Here is a 15,722-nt window from a genome sequence, read left to right on the forward strand (position 1 = left end):
ATTCGGTTTCCTTATCATTTGTTACGCTAATTTTAGCGTTCAATTAAACTATAATAAAACTCAGAAAATGACATTAAAGCAACACCTTCCGTATTTAATTGCATGTTTATTTTTAGTGAGTCTCACTAAAATAAATGCGCAATCCAGCTCCACGGTAGAATGGAAAACTCTTGACGGAATATCAATTCCAATTCCACCGGCCCATCACCCTAGGTTATATCTTCAGAAGGAACATATTCCAGATTTAAAACAAAGGTTTCACAATCCAAAACTTAAACCCATTCTTGATGAATTAACCAAGATGAGCCAAGAAACTGTTTTAGATGACGGAAAAGTAAAAACCTGGAGAGAATACACTAAGCAGCAAGGGGTAACTGTAGAATCTGAATTAAACGCGGCTAAATACCTCACCACTAAAGACCCCAAAATAGGACGTAAAGCCATTACCGATATCCTAACAAAGATGAAAGCCAGCGATTGGCCACAAGTACAAGATATTGCCCGTGCCGCAGGTCGTCTTATGGTATCTGGAGCAGTAGTGTACGATTGGTGCTATGACCTGATTACAGAAAACGAAAAACAGGAATTTGTTGTCGAATTTTTACGTCTAGCAAACATGCTAGAGTGCGGCTACCCCCCCGTTAAACAGACCTCTGTTACAGGACATTCTTCCGAATGGATGATTATGCGTGATTTACTATCGGCATCCATTGCTATTTATGATGAATTCCCAGAAATGTATGAACTTACAGCAAAACGCATCTTTAAAGAACATATTCCTGTAAGAAATTGGTTTTATTCTGGCCATGCTTATCATCAAGGAAATGCATATAACCGTGTGCGCTATTCCGCTGATTTATTTGCCACATGGATTTTTGACCGCATGGGCGCCGGTAACGTATTCAATCCTGAACAAGGTGAAATGCCTTATTACTGGATTTATTCACGCAGACCAGACGGGCAATTCTTAGGCAGCGGCGATGTTAACTACTCCAGAAGCGGCATTTCTTCTCTTGCTTTACCAGGCTTACTTGCTGGTGGTTATTACCAAAATGAACACTTTAATTATGAATATGAACAACGACCAAATATTGCGAGTATAGATTTATTCTTTGAGTTTTTATGGAAAGACACCTCGTTAGGAACAAAAAAACCAGATGATTTAGCTTTAACACGATATTTTGGAAAGCCGTTTGGCTGGATGATTGCCAGAACGGGATGGGGGGATAACAGTGTTATTGCCGAAATGAAAATTAATGAGTATAATTTCCTTAACCATCAACATCATGATGCGGGGAGTTTCCAAATCTATTACAAAGGGCCTTTAGCTATCGATTCTGGCATGTACCAAGGCTCATCCGGAGGCTATAATAGTCCGCATAACAAAAATTATTTTAAACGTACCATTGCGCATAATAGTTTACTAATTTATGATCCAAACGAAACCTTCGAATCTATGGGGTATGGTGGTAGCGATAAATCACCAACGGTTGCCAATGATGGCGGCCAACGCTTACCAGGCAACGGATGGAACCCACCTCAACACTTAGAAGACTTGTTAAATAAGGATTATAAGACCGGTGAGATTTTGGCAAATGATTTTAGCCCAAGTACTACTGCTCCCGATTATTCTTACCTAAAAGGTGATATTACTGAAGCCTACAGCAATAAAGTGAAAGAAGTGAAACGGTCTTTTACGTTTTTAAATTTACATAATGATAAGACACCAGCTGCCCTTATTGTTTTTGATAAAATTGTTTCTAGTGATAAATCCTTTAAAAAGTTCTGGCTATTGCACAGTATAGAAGAACCTAAGATTAACCACAATACTTTTGAAGTTACACGAACATTAAATGACGACTCTGGTAAATTAATAACCTCAACGCTACTGCCTTCTGCCGAAGACTTAGAAATCAAGTCTGTTGGTGGCGAAGGAAAGGAATTTTGGGTGTTTGGAAAGAACTATCCCAACGAGCCTACACGTCGCCCTGATGTGGCAAACGAAAGAGGTGCTTGGCGCGTAGAACTATCGCCAAAAACAGAAAAGGAAACGGATTACTTTTTAAATGTTATCCAAATAACCGACAATCAAAACAAAAAACCATTATTGGTTTCAAAACTTGAAGGAGAAAAAACTATTGGTGTACAAATTGACGACAGAGTCGTAATATACAGCCATGCGTCTCAAATTTTAGAAACTGACTTTTCTTTTTCTTTTGATGGAAAAGGTACTTTTAAAATTTTAGTCACCGATTTAAAATCTGGAAATTGGGAGATTAAAAAAGGAGGGAAGACTTTAGAGTCTAAAAAAGTGGAAGAAACGAGCAGCACCGTTTATTTTGAAGGTAAAAAAGGAACCTACACATTTGTAAAACAATAGGTTTACTATAAAGTACATTTTTAAAGACCGCTTGAAAAGGCGGTCTTTTTTTATGCGCAATAAGTAGAGCATTTGAGTCTGTTTACAACTTCATATTCAGGTCATGCCTGACAACACTACTTCAATACCTTCTCTTTATACCTTTACCTAAATAATTATGTTAGCGGGTGATGTCTGTCATAGACCTTCTAAGAAATTTTAGACTCAGTCAAAACCAAATTTGGGTATTATGAAATCCTTAAAAATGACCCTTAATACCTGTTTTGATGCGATAATATTCTTATTTGCTTAATTTATGGCACTAAACCTCATCCTCCTAACGACTAAGGCCACGTAAGGAATATCTTCCACTGTATGTCATCCTAAGGCTTAAAGGGGTTGGACATCTTAATGCTTTCAAAATAAATTAAGCTTAACGCTTTGAATATCAAAAACAACACATACGGCTTTACTAATCGCTATATACAAGCTAAAAAAAGTCAACTGCACGTTCAAGCTCTTTTAATTCCCTTCCCTCTCCAAGAATAATATTCAACATAAATAAGTGAGGAATGACTAAATCAGTTCAAACTAAAATTGAAAACGAAATAAAATCAATGAAAAGAGGGACTATTCTATTCCCATCTAACTTTGATGATATGGGAAATGTTGAAGTTGTAAAGAAATCATTATTAAGACTTGAAAACAAAAAATTCTTAGTAAGACTAGCTCATGGAATATATTTATCCCCAAAACAAGACAAGCTTTTAGGAGTTTTATATCCTACAATAGAAGAAATTGCACTGGCAATTGCCCACCGAGATAAGACGCGAATTATTCCAACAGGAACAACAGCACTTAATAAGTTGGGGCTGTCAACTCAAATTCCAATGAACATGGTTTTCTTAACTGACGGCGCTCCAAGAACTATAGTGGTTGGCAAAAGAACAATAAAGTTCAAGCGAACATCTCCAAAAAACTTAGCTGTAAAAAGAGAAATTACAAGTTTAATTATTCAAGCGCTTAAGGAAATTGGAAAAGACAATGTAACAGCAGAGCAATTAGAAAGAATTAAAATACATCTTGAAAAAGAAAAACAAGATATTATAGAACATGATGCTAAACTAGCTCCTGTTTGGATATCAAAAATCCTGAAGAATAATTAAATATGAAAGCGTTTATAAAGCTTAGTAAAAAAGGTAAACAGAACATATTCAATCCAGTCAGTGAAAAAACTGGACTTCCATCTTCTGCAGTTGAAAAAGATTGGTGGGTAACTTTATCATTGAATATTATATTTTCATTGCCTTATTCAAAACATATTGTTTTTAAAGGAGGAACCTCTTTGAGTAAAGCATGGAATTTAATTGAACGTTTTTCAGAAGATATTGACTTAGTAATTGACAGAAAATATTTAGGTTTTGAAGGGGAGTTAAGTAAAACTCAAGTTAAAAAATTACGTAAAGCCTCTTGTTCCTTTTGTTTTGACCCCTATAAAACAGGAATAAGCCACCGCAAGTTCAAGCACATTTAAAGTTTTTTCGCTCCTCATAAATTTAAAAGAGCTTTCTCTAAGGTTAGTAAGACTGTGGAAAGAAAAGATAAAAACAAAATAGCTATATTTAACTAAGTAATCAACCGAAATGAGAAAGTAATCTTTAACTGCCCCAAGTTCCTCTTAGACTATTCTAATCGATTGTTAAAAATTAGGCGGTTTTCTAATCAGTATTAGCCTTTTAAGGAAAAAGCAAAAACCCAAGTAGTCTTTATGCTTCTTGGGTCCCTAGCTTTTTTATACTGTAATGTCTCACGACTATATGATCCTCCTTATAAATCCATCTCGTATACTAATCCTGCCATCTTCATAAAAAAATCAATAAAAGCTATTGTTTCATCATTCGTTTAATAGTTTGATGGCCATCAATATTCATTTTAATTAGGTATGGGCCTGTAGCCAGTTTATCGGTAAGGATTTCTACGGTTTGATTTTCTCTATAACCCTGTGAAAAGATAGTTTGACCTAAAACAGTAATGATTTGCACCTCTGCTTTTTTATAGCCATCATGGATTTTAAAATTTATAACCTCACTAAACGGATTAGGATATAAAGTAGGGCCTTTCTTAGATGCAAGCTCATTGTCACTGATAGATAATGAAGCCACCACTGTAATATGGTTAATAGAAACGGCAGCCCCTCCCAAGTTATCGTATGCTTTTGCCAGTATTGAACGTGCCCCAAGAGGTGCTGCAGTCCATTCATAGGTATATGGTGCCGCAGTAGCAGTATGTAATAATCTATTGGTTGCGCCATCACCATCAAAAAATTCAACTTTAGTAATAGTACCATCCGTATCACTTGCGTTTGCCGAAATGGTAATAGTTGTTCCTTCAACAAATTCTGCGCCATCTGTAGGAGCGGTTAAACTTACCGTTGGGTTTACATTTGTACTCGGGTTGGATTCTGGATAAACCACACGGAACAACTCTCGTTTGTTAATATATAAATCTGTATTAGGACTATAATTAAGCGCTTGAACGGGGCTATTTCCTGCTCCTTTTAAAGCCACTGGAGCGCTAAATGTTATACCTTCGTCTGAAGACGATGTTAACTGCCCTACGTTGTTTATATTTCGAGAAAAAACATTAATCTGTCCTCCTGTATACGTCATAGGTGGCCGCGTATGGTTGGCAATATTTTCAGATAAAATATTATCCACCCTTGTCCAAGATGCCCCATTCCAAGTGGCTATATTAACCACATAACTAGGGTTTGTTTGGCTAAAATTAGGAGCTGTATTATACGGATACATGACCACTGGGTGCCCCAGACTGTTTACGGTAACTTGTGGTGTTTGTATCTCGGTATATGCATCGCCCCACACGTGTTCTCCTGGGTAAAATTTATCGGCATCAGCGGTATCTACATCAATAGGAATATTAACCTGACCGCCATCGGCCTTATAATACTTATTGGCCGAAACATCATAGCGAACGTAAGTCCCCTTTTGAAACGTATTGTCACCTGAATGCTTCTGCGACCATGCCGTTACAATATGTAAATTATTATCATTATCGGCATATAAATTACTCATGTATGCATTTCTACCATCTTGTTTTTTCACTAAATCCATAGTCCACGTTTTCGTGGTGTTATTCCAATGGTACAGGTCTTGCTTTTCGTTATGTTGCAACCCCTTGAGTTCGCCGTTTTTATAATACCAGGCTGTTCGCCTTAAAATCACAAAAACATCACCATTTGTTGTTGTTGCAGCAACAGGGTAACTATATGTTTTTAGCTCCAAACCAGTATCATTATAACCAGGAAAGGTATTCCCAAAATCGCCAAATGAAGTATAAGCTCCTGGAGACAAGGACCTATAGTATTTCATTTTGTCATTATGCATCCCTATCCAAACATGAATATAGCCATCTCCATCCACAGCTATCGTGGAGTCGTTATGACCTTCATCATTATCACCATTCCTATTATCGGTAGCGATGGTATGGAATAAGTTACCAGACCAATCTTTGGCTCCCGTATCTAAATTATAGCGGCATATTCTGGCCCAATACATACCTCCCAAACTGTCATCAGCGACATTATCAACATAAAGTATATATACCAAATTATTATGGTAAGCAAAAGAAGCTTCATTTCTGGTATTTACTTTTTGTCCGTAATTAACTAACGACGTTGTAGTCTGCCCTGAAACATTTAAGGTGGCCAGTACTAAAAAAAGGCAAGCAAATAGGCTGTGTAATTTTATATTCATAATGGTTAAAAAATTAATTAATAATAAATTAAAATACTAACCTCGAAACTACAAAACATCCCCTCCCGAAATAAGGTGCAAATGATTCCAAAACAAGTGCTAAATGTTCCTAACACATACAACCAGAACTTATAAACAGTACGTTAACACTAACTTTTCATCTCTAATCTAACCAATACGGAATGCTATCATTCTTTTTCCATTCGTCAATTTTATGGTCAATTTCATCGCCATCCCACTTCGTTTTTCCAACAGGTAGCGCAGCATTTTTTGGTATCCATTTTTTATGGTCTTCAATAATGCTTTTATATGCTTCGTTTGAAGCTAAGTTTATGTGCTCCCCTGGGTCCTTAGTATGGTCGTATAACTCCTCGCTGCCATCCCTATACTGTATATATCTATAATCTTGGCTTCTTATAGCATAATTTTTATAACGCCAACTGCTTACCACAGGATAAGGCCAATCTGTTTCTGGATTTTCAATAAGTTTCTTTAAACTATTGCCCTCTAAATGCTCTTGCTGTGGCAAATTACAGAGGTCTACCAAGGTGGGATATATATCCAATAAACTCACAGGTTTTGAGCAATCTTCACCGTTTGTTTTACTATCAGGAGTGAGGATGTAAAAAGGCACTCGTGTTGACTCTTCCCATAAACTCATTTTTCTGAAATTCATTTTCTCTCCAAAACTTTGGCCGTGATCAGACCATAAAACGATAATGGTATTGTCTGCATATTTACTATTTTCTAAAGCTTTTAATACGCGCCCCAGCTGATCATCAACAAACGAAACACATGCTAAGTAAGAATGAACCAAATGCCTCAAGTAGTCATCTCCCATACCTTTTACGGCTTGATAATCTCCCATATTGGAAACCCCATAATTATAAGCTATGGATTTTCCTATTAATGGAATATCTGTCATTTCATCAACAGGAATTTCAGGTACTTTCAACTTGTCCCTATCATACATTTCAAAATACTTACGTGGTGCGGTATAAGGCACGTGAGGCCTCACAAAACCTACCGAAAGGAAAAACGGTTTTGTATGATCTTCTTGAAGCTTATCAATGGCATACTCCGCAATAAACTCATCATACATTTTTCCTTCTGGCATATCTGCCTCATCTAATGGCCCACCACAAAGTGAGTGGTTATCCTTTAGTTTATCACCATAAAATCTTTTCAATTGACTGCCTTCTTTAGGAAATGGGTAAAATTTATACCCCCCATAACCTTCTCCTCGCTCATAATCGATAGGTCTTAATTTTTCTTTATACTCTGGTAGTACGTCGTCCCATAACGCATGCATTAAAAACGGATAATCTGTAGCACCTTTATGAAATATTTTTCCAGCGCAATATGTAGAATAGCCATTATTTTTAAACAACTCAGGAAGCATTTGCTTATTTTCCATTACGTTTTCATAAGAAGCCACCATAGCATCATGATCATTAACAAGTGAATACCATCCTGTTGTTGTTGGATGTAAACCACTTAGTAAAGAGTTTCTTGAAGCAACACATACAGCCATAGACGCATGAGCATTTGTAAACTGTGTACCTAAACTGGCTAGTTTATCCAGATTTGGAGTAATTACTTGTTTATTTCCACCTAGGCTCCCTGTCCAATCGTTTAAATCATCTATGGCGATGAACAACACGTTAGGCTGCTGTTTCTGCTTAACAGACTTATCACTGTTACAGGATACGGCCAACACCAGTACCATTAACAACATAGGATATATAAGTTTTACCATAGTTCTTTAATTATTATTTTTTTGAATCGTTTTTATCTTGCTTAAAAGGTACTAGCACCATAATCTGGAACAAGCGTATTGACAGCTGCACCTCCAGCTATATCAATTTTACCGTTTTTATTCCTTTTGATGTTGTAACCTGCATGACTAAAACATGATGTTCCGTAATCATGTTTTCTGTTATCGGTAGCCGCACTTTAAAAGAGGTTCCATCATAAGATTGAACACTTATTTGTTGCCCTAGAACATTATAAATTTCAATTTTAAGAATGGTGCTCTTATCTTTAGTCTCAACAACACTATAATTAGTAATGGGTACTGGATACACGTTTACCAAAGTGTTCTTACTATATTCAGGGGTATTTACAGACAGCGTATTTTTCTCTAAAGTTAATACAATTGGAGAACCCGCGTACATTTGTTCTTGATAACCATACAAAGCTCCATCGCCAGTACTAGGAAGAGCAATTACAATTGTAGACTCGGTAGTTCCATTGGAAGTTACCACAACAGACTCTCCTGCGAAAGGGGCAATACCAGCCAAATTATACGTATAAGTATGTGGCTTTAGAGCCCCTGATAGTTTTATCGTTATTTCTGAAGTATTCAAATCATGCAGCGGATCGACAACAGTTAAACGGATGTCGTTTGGCGTTTCTTTTATCATTATTAAAGCAGGTTTATCTACTTCTATAAATTCCCCCATATCTAAATTAATTCTTCCCGCTTGATAAAAAGAAGCTTGTTTAAGCTGCTCCACATCATCTGTAATGGCGTGATATTTCCCATCAGAAATATAACTTTTAACATGCGTTATGTAATTTGATAATAAGTTGGGCATATCTGCTAAAGCGGCATTTGCAACCATCACATAGTTATAACCATCTTTAGTTCCCGAAGCTGGGTTTACACCATGGTCTAAAGCTAAAATATAATTTATGCTTTTTGATAGTCCTAAATCTGTCGCTGTAATATGGATATGGCTTCCTGTTTTAATCAATAAATTTTGATTTGGTTTAGGGAACACCAAATATCCCTTATTGTTATGGTGAATCCAAGTTGGTCCTGATAGAGACTCAACCAGATCAACACTAGACCCATCCGAAATCGTTTTGGTAGTGCCGTTTATATGATAAGTGATGGTGCCTAATTGCTCAGACTGGTCGATGGTTGTAACAATCTGTTTCGTGCCAGATGAACCGCTTTTTCTCTTTATACCCGTCCCAATAGCTGTACCATATTTCCCGAACAAATGATATGATTTTAAAGCTTCTGCACTGGTATAAGTATCTATAGGTTTATGGTGGTATCCTGACATGCCATACGTTCCATCGGCTAAAATTCCAGAAAAAACATTACCCCCAGGTAAAGCGGCAGATGCACGCCCCGTAGGCATGGCATCTGTACGCCACTCTTCTGTAACACCGGGAACAACATGCCAATCGAAATTTCGCAACACCTTTTGATTGTATTCATTCCCCGTTACACGTAATAAAAAAGGGCCACTTCCGGCATGCCATGATTTTCTTATTTTGTCAAAATCTTCAGCACCAGAAGTTCTTACGGATTTGTTTTTTACTGAAAAATAATAATTATTAGCGCCATCTTCATTTCTATGTACCAAATAATCAGCATTCCAAAAAGAAGTAGTTTCTGTGTGGGTATGTGTGCCGCTTATTAAGTTTGATCTTAAACTTAATAAATCTGTTTCATTAGAAATAACGGAAGTAGAGCCTTTGGCATCTATTAAATCATTAATAGCATTCTTAATATCCTTCGACCCGAATTGTGATAAATCAGAAAAAAAACTGCGTCCAGTTATCAAAAAATCTAATGCGTTTTTGTAGATCATTCTTCTGTATGAATAATCTATCCGATCGGACACAAACTGCAAGCTCTTATCATGCATTTTAAAAGGCGTGTTTTTATAATATTTGGCAGCATCTGTATTAGACGTCATCCATTCAAAACCATAAGCCACCATGGCCACATCGGAGGCATCATCACTTTTATGATGCGTTACGGTACCATCGGGATGAAAGCCTGCTTGACTAAAAAACTGTGTTGGCGTAGCCATGCGTCCAAACCAATGTTTCAAATCAGCCACCACGCCGTTGGGCGACCAATTATGGGCAAATGTTTTTCCCTGCAAGGGGGTGTTATTGTAATAATCGTCATACCAATATGGTACATACGTCATGGGCCTATTATAATCTGCCCATAAAATGGGCATGGTCATTAAGGTACGCATACGATGGCCTAAATTGGCATCCGCCCATGCGCCTTCAGAATAATTTAAGTTTGAGATGTTCTTCCATTTTCCATTATCATCATCCATTACTCTTAAGCTAGGAACAATGGAAAAAAACAATTGATGAAAACGCATTACCGCATTAAAGACCTGTTGTGCTTCTGCATCATTAGCCTCAACTTCTTTTAAAAGCTCTGGCCAAACATGTAATAAAGGCGCGCCTAAAGCGTCTATAGCACGCCATTGATGGGTTAAAAAGCTATGACTTAAATACCCAGGCCCATTCATTTTACTAATGCCGTCGCCTAACTCTGTTCCAATAGGAATTCCACCAACCTGTAAGTCATTCCCATAAATAGGCACATTGTTCATATACTGCAATAACGCTTTGTAAATTACACGTTTTAAGCGCTCCATATTTACTGTGTTTCCACTAGGAAGGCCGTAAGTTGAAGATTTTGCATAAGCATACCCCAGTCCTCCAATAAGTTCTGAAACCGCTTGATATTCCTTTTCCAACGCACCACTAGAAAATGTAGAAGGATGATTGGTGTAAAACATAAAGCCCGAAAAACGTCCGTTATTATTTTCTAATGCTGTTATGGTACTGGCCAATTTACTTTCAGAAAACTTAGTTCGCCCATACAACCGAGATTCTGATATCGTAATGGGCGTATAATAGTCTTTTAATTGTGCCCAAAGTGTTTTTTCTACAACGTGAACAACGATACTTGTTGTTGCTTTAACTACAGCTCCATCTTTTAATGTTATAGTTAAATTATAATCTTGAGCATTTCCTGAATTTTTACCGGTAGCTATTTTAAGCACACCAAAAATGCGTCCTCTATTATCAAACTCGGTTTCTATTTCAAAAATATCTGTTGTGCTACTTTCTATATAAAACTGATAAGATATTGGAATAGGAGTGCTTTCTACATCTTTATTACGTTTAAGATTTACTTTTCCAATTACTTTCTCACCTGCTGGCTTATGGATCGCTATATCAAAATAATTAGAGAACAGCACTTCTTGAGCTTCTATGCCGACACTAAATAAGATACAGAGTATTATAAAAATAGTTATTTTGGACGTATTCATTCTTCTTCGTTTTAGTGTGTGTTATTAATATGTAATACCCAAATCGTTGGTTCTAACTTCTTTTAATTTTAATTCTAATGCCTTTTTAAAAGATTTTATTGTTTTTGCATATTTAGGCTTGTTGGCCACATTGGTAAATTGTTTAGGGTCGTTAACCATATCATATAATTCAATACCATAGGAAGCATCCTCACCGTACTGGATATAAGCCCATTTTTTAGTTCGTAATAAAAACTCATCACCTCCATTTGACACGCTAAATGCCATATCACGAACTTTATAATTGGGGTTCTGTAGCGTTTCTTTAATGTTTTTACCCTGTAAGTGTTTAGAGGTTTCAATGCCTGCTAAATTTGCTATCGTAGGATATAGATCCAGAAGCTCTACAAACGAATGGCAAACAGCAGCCTTTTCACCCGGCATTTTAATAATTAGCGGTACTCTAACAGACTCTTCATGCAAACTTCTTTTCATCCAGAATTTATGTTCTCCAAGATGGAAACCATGATCTGAAGTAAAGACAACAATCGTATTATCTTCCAATCCTTCATCCTTTAAAGCCTCAAGCACTTTTCCTACTTGAGCATCCATAAAGGCTACTGATGCATAATACCCCGCAACAGCTTTTTGTTCTTGTATTTCCGACATTTGCCCATTCACAGAGGTAACATAGTTTATGCCTTTTTCTGGAATATCTTCCCAATCGCCATTTACAGCTTTTGGCAACTTTATAGCTTGGTAAGGATACGGTTCAAAATAAGATTTTGGTGCCACAAAAGGCACATGCGGGCGTACAAAACCAACCGCCAAAAAGAAAGGCTCGTTTTTGTGCTTTTTAATTAATTCTACCGCTTTTTTAGCCGTTTTACCATCCGAATGCACCAAATCGTCACCCTCTGCCTTTACAATGGTCATAACGTTCCCTCCCTTTCTTTCTATGTTACCATCAGGGTTTCCCTGGACTAGTTCGGCTTCACCTTTTGTTCGCCATTCATCGCCTTGGCTGTTGTATCGCTCTCCCCATGAAGCCTCATCATCTTGTCCATTGGTCCCTTCTTCTATATCTATAGGCACACCCATGTGATATATTTTACTCACTCGTGCAGTGTAATACCCCTTATCTTTAAATAACTGAGAAAAGGTTTTTCGTTGATCTCCAATAGCCTCCCTGCCGCTTACATAACCAAATGTTTTAGTCGCATTGGGATAATATCCACCCATTAAAGACGCTCTTGAAGGACCGCATACAGGATACTGACTATAGGCCTTGGTATACCGAGTACCCTCTGCTGCTAATTGGTCAATATTTGGAGTATTGGACGCTTTGTTTTCATATGAAGAAACGGCCGTAGCGGTTAAATCGTCTGAAATGAGAAATAAGACGTTATACTTTTTTTGTTGAGCGCTTAATATTGTAAAGCCTAACAATGCGAAAAACATAAGCCCCTTTTTTGTGATTTTCATAATTCAGAAATTTTAAAACTATTAAAAGCTAATATTAAAACGCCGCCAATTCTCTACTTTTTGTCTATATCTAAAACTATAGGCGCACCTGCATACATTTGCTCTCTATAATCATAAAATGCACCATCTTCGTTATCGGGTAACATAATAGTAATAGTAGAGTAGTTTCCGTTATTTGTAACCACAGCTTTTTCTCCTTCTCGAGGTTTAATTCCGGGAAGTGTATAGGTATACTCGCCTTCTTTAAGGATTTCTGAAACCTGAACAGTTAGAGATTTAGTTTCCAAACTATGTAATGGGTCTACAAGCGTTAATCGAACGGTACGCTTTAAATGTTCCATCATTACTAATGCAGGTAAATTAGTTTGCACCCAAGACTTATCAGAAAAATCAACCCGAGATGCTTTATAGAAAACCACTTGTTTAAGCTTTTGTTCTGGGTTAAATAAGGCATGGTACGATTCCTCTTTAGTAATAATCTGATTCTGTTTTTCGTAATCCTCTAACACTTTTGGCATCTCCTTAGCACTCACATTGGCTACCAAAACGTAATGGTATCCCTCTTTATCACCTTGTGTTGGATGAATCCCATGATCTAATGCTAAAATATAATTACTGCTTTTCTCTATATTTAAATCGGTTGCCGTAATATTTATTTTTTCACCTGTTTTAATGAGTAGATTTTGGTTTTTCTTCGGAAAAATTAAATACCCTTTGTTGTTATGGTGCACCCAAGTAGGCTTTAACAAAGCCTCCTTAACGTCTACAGACTCACCTAACTCTATTCTTTTCGTCGTACTATTGGCGCTATAAGTAATGACATGTGTTTGAGCAGACTGATCGATTGTGGTTACAATCTCATCTAAATTAGTTGATGCTTTTTTTCTTTGAATACCGCTACCTATAGCCGTTCCAAAACGACCTATTAAATGATAAGATTTTAAAGCTTCTACCGCCGTATAAGTGTCGATAGGCTTATGATGATACCCTGTTAAACCGTAAAGACCATCAGCTAAAATTCCAGAAAAATCGTTTCCTCCAGGCAAAGAAGCAGAAGCAGGCCCTGTTGGCATGGCATCTGTACGCCAGGCCTCGGTAACTCCAGGTAGGGTGTGCCAGTCGTAATTAGCCAATACATTTTGGTTGTATTCATCTCCATTTACACGCAACTGAAAAACACCGCTACCCGCGTGCCAAGATTTTCGTATATTACTAAAATCTTCTGCACCGCTGGTTCTTAATGATTTCTGTTTCACCGAAAAATAATAATGTTGATCACCGTCTTCCCTACGGTGCATTAAATAATCGGCATTCCAAAAAGCGGTGGTTTCAGTATGTGTAAACCTTCCTTGTTCAAGATCCTTTTTTAATTCTTTTAGCTGTTCCTCATTTTCTATAAAAGTGGTGGGCGATTTTCCCTCTAATAGATTTTCTATAGATTTGTTTACATGATTTGTCCCAAAATCAGATAAATCTGAAAAAAAACTTCTTCCAGCCACCACATAATCTATAGCATTTTTATATAACATGCGTCTATAAGTATAGTTTAGTCGGTCTGTTATAAACTGATAGTTTTCATTTTCAATAGGAAGTGCTGTATTTTTGAAATAGTTGATCGCAGAATTTACCGTTGTAAGCCATTCAAAACCGTAAGCAACCATAGCCACATCGGACGCATTATGTCCACGATGATGTGTAACTGTTCCATCTGGATGAAAACCAGACTGATTAAACCTATGTGAAGGCAGCGATAATTTATCGCACCAACTCCTTACATCTGCAACCACACCGTTTGGCGTCCAATCATCTGCAAAGGTTAGGCCTTCAAACTCGGTTCCATTATAATAATCATCGTACCAATAGGGCACATATGTAATAGGCCGATTATAATCTGCCCACAAAATGGGCATTACCATTAAGGTTCGCATGCGATGCCCAATATTGGCATCTGCCCAAGCGCCTTCAGAATAATTAGTATCGGAAATATTTTGCCAACGTTGACTCTCGTCATCCATCCGTCTTCTTTCAGGCACAACAGAAAAGAACAACTGATAATATCTAATAACCGCATCATATAATTGCTGGGCCTGTGCATTACCCGTTGCAATGTCTTCCAAAACCTCTGGCCACACATGTACTAAAGGCGCAGCCAAGGCATCGGTTGCCCGCCATTGATGTGTTAGCAAACCATGGCTAGCGTAGTTTCCCAACTTACTAAACCCATCTCCAACCTCAGTACCAACAGGCGTTCCATCTACTACTAAGTCTTTTCCATAAATAGGAATGCTATTCATAAATGCCAGAGACGCTGCATATATGGCTTTTTTTAAACGCTCGCGACTTTTGGAATCATCACTATTTATACCATATTTTTTTGATTTGCTGTAAGCAAAACCTAAACTACCAATGGTATTTGTTACTTTTTCTAAATCTTTATCATAGGCTTTTGCATTCTTGTAGTCTGAAGGATGTTTGGTGTATATAGAAGAAAACGAAAACTTACCATGACTAGATTCTATATCATTTAATAGCCCTTCCAGCTCCTTATCCGATATCTTTTTTCTTCCATATAACCGAGAAACAGTTGTGGTTACTGGGCTGTATACATCGACTAATTCTTGCCACATGGTTTTTTCAACCACATGAACCACGATGGCTTTAGATGCCACTATACTGTTGCCTTCTTTTAAAACAACTTTTAAAGATACTTCTTCTGGCGATTTGCCTGTTTTTTTTCCTGGAGCCACTTTTAAAACACCAAATATCCGTCCTTCGCTATCAAACACTGTACTGATTTCAAATACAGAAGCATTGTTCTCTAATGAGAATCTATAGGATTTTGGAATGGTGTTGTCCAAAAAATCTTTATTACGTTTTAGATTTACTTTCCCAAAAACTTCACTCCCCTCCTTTTGATTCGTCTCTATATCAAAGTAGTTTGCGAACAAAACCTCTTGTGAAAAACATTGATTGTTAAAAAATACAGCAAAAACAATTATTAGTATTTTATTCATCTGG

8 protein-coding genes are annotated in these 15,722 nt (G+C 37.1%); 3 read left to right on the forward strand and 5 right to left on the reverse strand.

Annotated features, from left to right (window positions below):
- Positions 1–67 precede the first annotated feature (67 nt).
- From hepB to ACFFU9_RS08970, 3 genes are all read left to right on the forward strand, one after another.
- Positions 68–2,380, forward strand: coding sequence for a heparin/heparin-sulfate lyase HepB (gene hepB / locus ACFFU9_RS08960; RefSeq protein WP_379861073.1), 2,313 nt, complete (start codon positions 68–70; stop codon positions 2,378–2,380).
- 551 nt (positions 2,381–2,931) lie between these two features.
- Complete coding sequence (locus tag ACFFU9_RS08965) at positions 2,932–3,525, forward strand: DUF6088 family protein (RefSeq protein WP_379861074.1); 594 nt, start codon at positions 2,932–2,934, stop codon at positions 3,523–3,525.
- Positions 3,526–3,527: 2 nt separating this feature from the next.
- Positions 3,528–3,893, forward strand: a complete 366-nt coding sequence (locus ACFFU9_RS08970; protein WP_379861075.1) for a nucleotidyl transferase AbiEii/AbiGii toxin family protein — start codon at positions 3,528–3,530, stop codon at positions 3,891–3,893.
- Positions 3,894–4,242: 349 nt separating this feature from the next.
- On the opposite strand, the gene ACFFU9_RS08975 is transcribed toward ACFFU9_RS08970, so the two are convergent.
- The 5 genes from ACFFU9_RS08975 to ACFFU9_RS08995 form a co-directional block, all read right to left on the reverse strand.
- Positions 4,243–6,132: a BNR-4 repeat-containing protein gene (locus ACFFU9_RS08975; RefSeq protein ID WP_379861077.1), complete on the reverse strand. Its 1,890-nt coding sequence runs from the start codon at positions 6,130–6,132 to the stop codon at positions 4,243–4,245.
- A gap of 163 nt (positions 6,133–6,295) precedes the next feature.
- Entirely contained in the window at positions 6,296–7,891 is a 1,596-nt protein-coding gene (locus ACFFU9_RS08980; protein ID WP_379861078.1) for a sulfatase, read from the reverse strand.
- A gap of 97 nt (positions 7,892–7,988) precedes the next feature.
- A complete protein-coding gene (locus ACFFU9_RS08985; protein ID WP_379861079.1) occupies positions 7,989–11,240 on the reverse strand; it encodes a polysaccharide lyase family 8 super-sandwich domain-containing protein in 3,252 nt (1,083 codons plus the stop codon).
- Between the two features lie 24 nt (positions 11,241–11,264).
- On the reverse strand, positions 11,265–12,704 hold the full coding sequence (locus ACFFU9_RS08990) for a sulfatase (RefSeq protein ID WP_379861080.1): 1,440 nt from the start codon (positions 12,702–12,704) through the stop codon (positions 11,265–11,267).
- 53 nt (positions 12,705–12,757) lie between these two features.
- Positions 12,758–15,718 (reverse strand): polysaccharide lyase family 8 super-sandwich domain-containing protein, encoded by a 2,961-nt coding sequence (locus ACFFU9_RS08995; protein ID WP_379861081.1) that lies wholly within the window; start codon positions 15,716–15,718, stop codon positions 12,758–12,760.
- Positions 15,719–15,722: the final 4 nt, after the last annotated feature.

Source organism: Mariniflexile ostreae, assembly GCF_042427585.1.
GTDB classification, from domain to species: Bacteria; Bacteroidota; Bacteroidia; order Flavobacteriales; family Flavobacteriaceae; genus Pseudalgibacter; species Pseudalgibacter ostreae.

What these genes read in the sequence shown, in the direction of transcription:
- hepB (WP_379861073.1), top strand. Translation starts at nt 68, where the DNA reads ATGACATTAAAGCAACACCTTCCGTATTTAATTGCATGTTTATTTTTA.
- ACFFU9_RS08965 (WP_379861074.1), top strand. Translation starts at nt 2,932, where the DNA reads ATGACTAAATCAGTTCAAACTAAAATTGAAAACGAAATAAAATCAATG.
- ACFFU9_RS08970 (WP_379861075.1), top strand. Translation starts at nt 3,528, where the DNA reads ATGAAAGCGTTTATAAAGCTTAGTAAAAAAGGTAAACAGAACATATTC.
- ACFFU9_RS08975 (WP_379861077.1), bottom strand. Translation starts at nt 6,132, where the DNA reads ATGAATATAAAATTACACAGCCTATTTGCTTGCCTTTTTTTAGTACTG.
- ACFFU9_RS08980 (WP_379861078.1), bottom strand. Translation starts at nt 7,891, where the DNA reads ATGGTAAAACTTATATATCCTATGTTGTTAATGGTACTGGTGTTGGCC.
- ACFFU9_RS08985 (WP_379861079.1), bottom strand. Translation starts at nt 11,240, where the DNA reads ATGAATACGTCCAAAATAACTATTTTTATAATACTCTGTATCTTATTT.
- ACFFU9_RS08990 (WP_379861080.1), bottom strand. Translation starts at nt 12,704, where the DNA reads ATGAAAATCACAAAAAAGGGGCTTATGTTTTTCGCATTGTTAGGCTTT.
- ACFFU9_RS08995 (WP_379861081.1), bottom strand. Translation starts at nt 15,718, where the DNA reads ATGAATAAAATACTAATAATTGTTTTTGCTGTATTTTTTAACAATCAA.